Genomic DNA, 3,496 nt, shown 5'->3' on the forward strand with positions numbered 1-3,496 from the left:
CTCACACTAACGCTCCTGATCGTAGGTGTTTCCGGGGCCGAAGCCCGGATCATCGTTCCGTGCACGGCTGGTGCCGGCGTCCCGTCCCTGACGGACGCCCCGGTGCAGGTCGCTCAGCCTGCCCCGGACATCCTCCGGGTTCCTGGAGACCTGCGGGCCTCCCTTGGGAGGTTCTTCGGTGGGGTGCTCGGTCAGGTTGGCCCGGGGTACCCGCTTGGGAAGCCCGGAGGTCGTGGTGCCGCTCGGCTGCGCAGCCTCCCGGCGCGGCCCGCGATGCCACTGGCCTCCGTCCGGTGCCTGCTCCAAAGGCTCCTCCCGCAGTCGCTGAGGCTCTTCCCCCGCCGACTGCTGCCACTGCGGCTGAGCGCCGGAAGCCCTCTGGGCGGCAGCGGCGGGACGGCCCTCCGAGGGGTGGCCCGGTCCGGTGAAGCCTACGCTCCCCGGCCCTCCAGGGGGAGCGGCGGGGTGGGATTCGGATCGTTGCGGAAAGGCATCGAATCGCTGGTCCGAGCCGGTCTCCCCGGGGAAACGCTGCTCCGGATACGCTCCGTCGCCGTAACCCTGCTCAGGGTAGGTTCCGCCGCCGTATGCGCTCCGGTCGCCAGGAACGGCTTCTTGGTACGCGTGGTCCCCGTAGCCGGGGTGGGAGTACTCCTGCGCCTGATGCTGCGGCTCCTGGAACCCCTGGGCGTCGCGGGGCGCGGGCGGGACCTGTTCCGCCTCCAGTTGGGCACGCCGCTCTTCGTGATGGGCCGTACGACCGATCGGACCCAGCTCCCGCGGACCGTCACCGGCTGCGTAACGCGAGTCGTCGAAGCCGAGTTCGGCGGCCGTGCGCAGACCTGCCTCCTCCGGCGTCTCCTGGGGCCGAGGGCCCTCCGGGACCATCCTGGAGACGGTGAACTCCTCCTCGGCCGGCTGCGGGCCCACACCCCCCTGCGTGATCGCCTCCGGCAGCATCACCAGAGAGGTCGTGCCGGACTGCTCCCCGGAGGGACGCAGCTGCACCCGGATCCCGTGCCGCTCGGCCAGCCGTCCGACCACGAAGAGGCCCATGCGCCGTGAGATCGCGGCGTCCACGGCGGGCGGCTCGGACAGCCGGTGATTGATCTGCGCGAAGTCCTCGGCGGTGAGACCGATGCCCTTGTCGTGGATCTCCACCATGACCCGGCCGTCGGGAAGCCGGGTCGCGGTCACCCGGACCTTGGTGTGCGGTGAGGAGAACGACGTCGCGTTCTCCAGAAGCTCGGCCAGCAGGTGCACCAGGTCGGTGACAACCGCCCCGTGGATCTCGCTCTCCGGAACCCCGGCCAGCTCGATCCGCTCGTAGTCCTCCACCTCGGAGGCCGCCGCCCGCACCACATCGGTCAGCGGCACCGGCTGATTCCACCGGCGGCCCGCTTCCTCCCCCGCGAGGACGAGGAGGTTCTCGCCGTTGCGGCGCATGCGGGTCGCGAGATGGTCCAGCTTGAAGAGGCTCTCCAGCTGATCCGGGTCGGCCTCGTTGTTCTCGAGTTCCGTGATGAGACCCAGCTGTCGTTCGATGAGACCCTGGTTGCGGCTGGACAGGTTGGTGAAGATGGCGTTCACGTTGCCCCGCAGCAGCGCCTGCTCCGCGGCCAGCCGGACGGCCTCCCGGTGCACCTCGTCGAAGGCGCGCGAGACCTCGCCGATTTCGTCACGGCTGGTGACCGAGATGGACTTCACATGGGTGTCGATCTCCCCCGGATTGGTCCGGGAGAGCTGTTCCACCAGGGCCGGCAGCCGCTCCTCCGCGACGCTCTGGGCAGCGGTGCGCAGGCGGCGCATGTTCAGGCTCATCGAGCGGGCCATCAGCGCCGCGACGAAGAAGGCGACGAGAAGCGCGGTCAGCACGATCACCGAGTTCACGATGACGTCGCTGCGGGCGGCGGAGGCGATTTCCTGTGCCTCGGCCACCGCGCTGTCCAGCAGCTCCTGCTCGGTCTCCGAGTAGGCGTCGAAAGTGGCGGTGGTCGCCTGGAACCAGGCCTCGGGCGTGACGCCCTGGGCGGCAAGCTGATCGACATTGAACTGCCCGGAGGCGATGAGGGTCCTCATCTGGTCCAGGCTCACCCCGCTCGGGGTGGCCCCGCTGGCCTGCGCTCGCTCCATGATGCCCTGGAACTGGGCGAACTGCTCGTCCGGCGCTGCGGTCTCGTACTCGGACGCGGCGATGTTCTCGAGGTAGGCGTAGGACGTGAAGGCCAGCCGCAGCCGGGCCAGCTCCGTCTCGTCGTCCGGAGGCGCCACCAACAGGTGGGTACCGATGGACCGCTGCAGCGAACCGGCCGACTTTCCCAGCGACACCGCGTAGATGGAACGCCCGTAGGCCGCGGCGCCGGTCCCCAGACCCAGCTCGTTGGCGAAGGTCATCAGCGGACGCTGAATCTCGACGTACGACTCCTCGGTCTGCGCGCCCTGCATCTCGTCCGAGTAGGCGTTCTGCCGAAGGGCCTCGATCCCGGGCTCCGCCTCGCGGACCGCGGCGATCCGCCGCTCGAGGTTCCGATCCCCCGGAGTGTCCAGCACCTGCGTGTCGAACGCGGCCCGGGCGGTGTCGGTGGCCTGCCGGGCCCGCACGACCTCGGGGTCGTCCGGGTTGCCGTCGAGCAGCGGACGCGCGCTGATGTCCCGCTCGTCGATCAGCGCGTGCGCATAGGCGGAGGCGGAGCGCGCCAGCTGAGCGGTGCGCTCCGCGTCCTGCGCCTCCTGCCAGGTGCCGTAGTGGGTACCGACCCGGAGGCCGGCGAACACCAGGGCGACCAGGACCGGGATCAGCAGAATGGCGTTCAGTTTGGTGGCCACCCGCCAGTTCCGGGCGGCGAACCTGCTGCCGGAATCGTCGGGTTCCGCGGGGGCCTCGACAGGAGGCGCGGACACGGCGGACGGCGGGGTGAAATTACCCCGCCCGGCTGTACCGGGGCCCCCTGACTCCCCCTCGGCCGGGGAAGTTGTCTTGCTGCGCCTCACTGATCTCTCACCTCTCGGCATCGGCCCGTGGACCGTGGCTACTGCGGAGTTCAGTGGATTTCAGCACGTTGCAGCACACCTTTCCAATCCCCCTGGCATGAGATAGGGCCGGCCACCAGCCAACAAGAAAACGGGCATAACTCCCTTTCGGGCATATATGCACGGTCATGGGTGGGCAGAGTGGAGCGAGTCGCTCGCCGCCTGTACTCACTTTCCGGGGATTGCCTGCCGAACCGTTATCAAACAGCCGGAGAGGGCGTGTGCAACAACACAACGGCATGGGAGGACCCGGGAACTCCGGGCCCTCCCATGCCGTTGTGTTGTTTTCCGGATTTCCGGAGGGTGCCGTCCGCCTCAGCTCAGCCGGGCGAGAAGCGCGTGTTCCACCAGGGTGATGAGGGCGCTCTTGGCCTCCGCGCGGTGCCGGGCGTCGGTGACGATGATGGGTGCGTCCGGGCCGATCTGCAGCGCCTCCCGCACTTCGTCGGGCGAGTACGGCTGATAG

Annotated in this window: 1 protein-coding gene and 1 pseudogene; both read right to left on the reverse strand. The window is 69.3% G+C overall.

Annotated elements, in window-relative coordinates; all coding sequences use genetic code 11:
• Positions 1–6 precede the first annotated feature (6 nt).
• Complete coding sequence (locus PJ985_RS23010; RefSeq protein ID WP_443033578.1) at positions 7–3,012, reverse strand: nitrate- and nitrite sensing domain-containing protein; 3,006 nt, start codon at positions 3,010–3,012, stop codon at positions 7–9.
• Positions 3,013–3,345: 333 nt separating this feature from the next.
• Positions 3,346–3,496, reverse strand: a pseudogene (locus PJ985_RS23015) (ATP-binding protein); the annotation flags it as partial.

Source organism: Streptomyces sp. ACA25 (genome assembly GCF_028200735.1).
Lineage (GTDB): Bacteria > Actinomycetota > Actinomycetes > Streptomycetales > Streptomycetaceae > Streptomyces.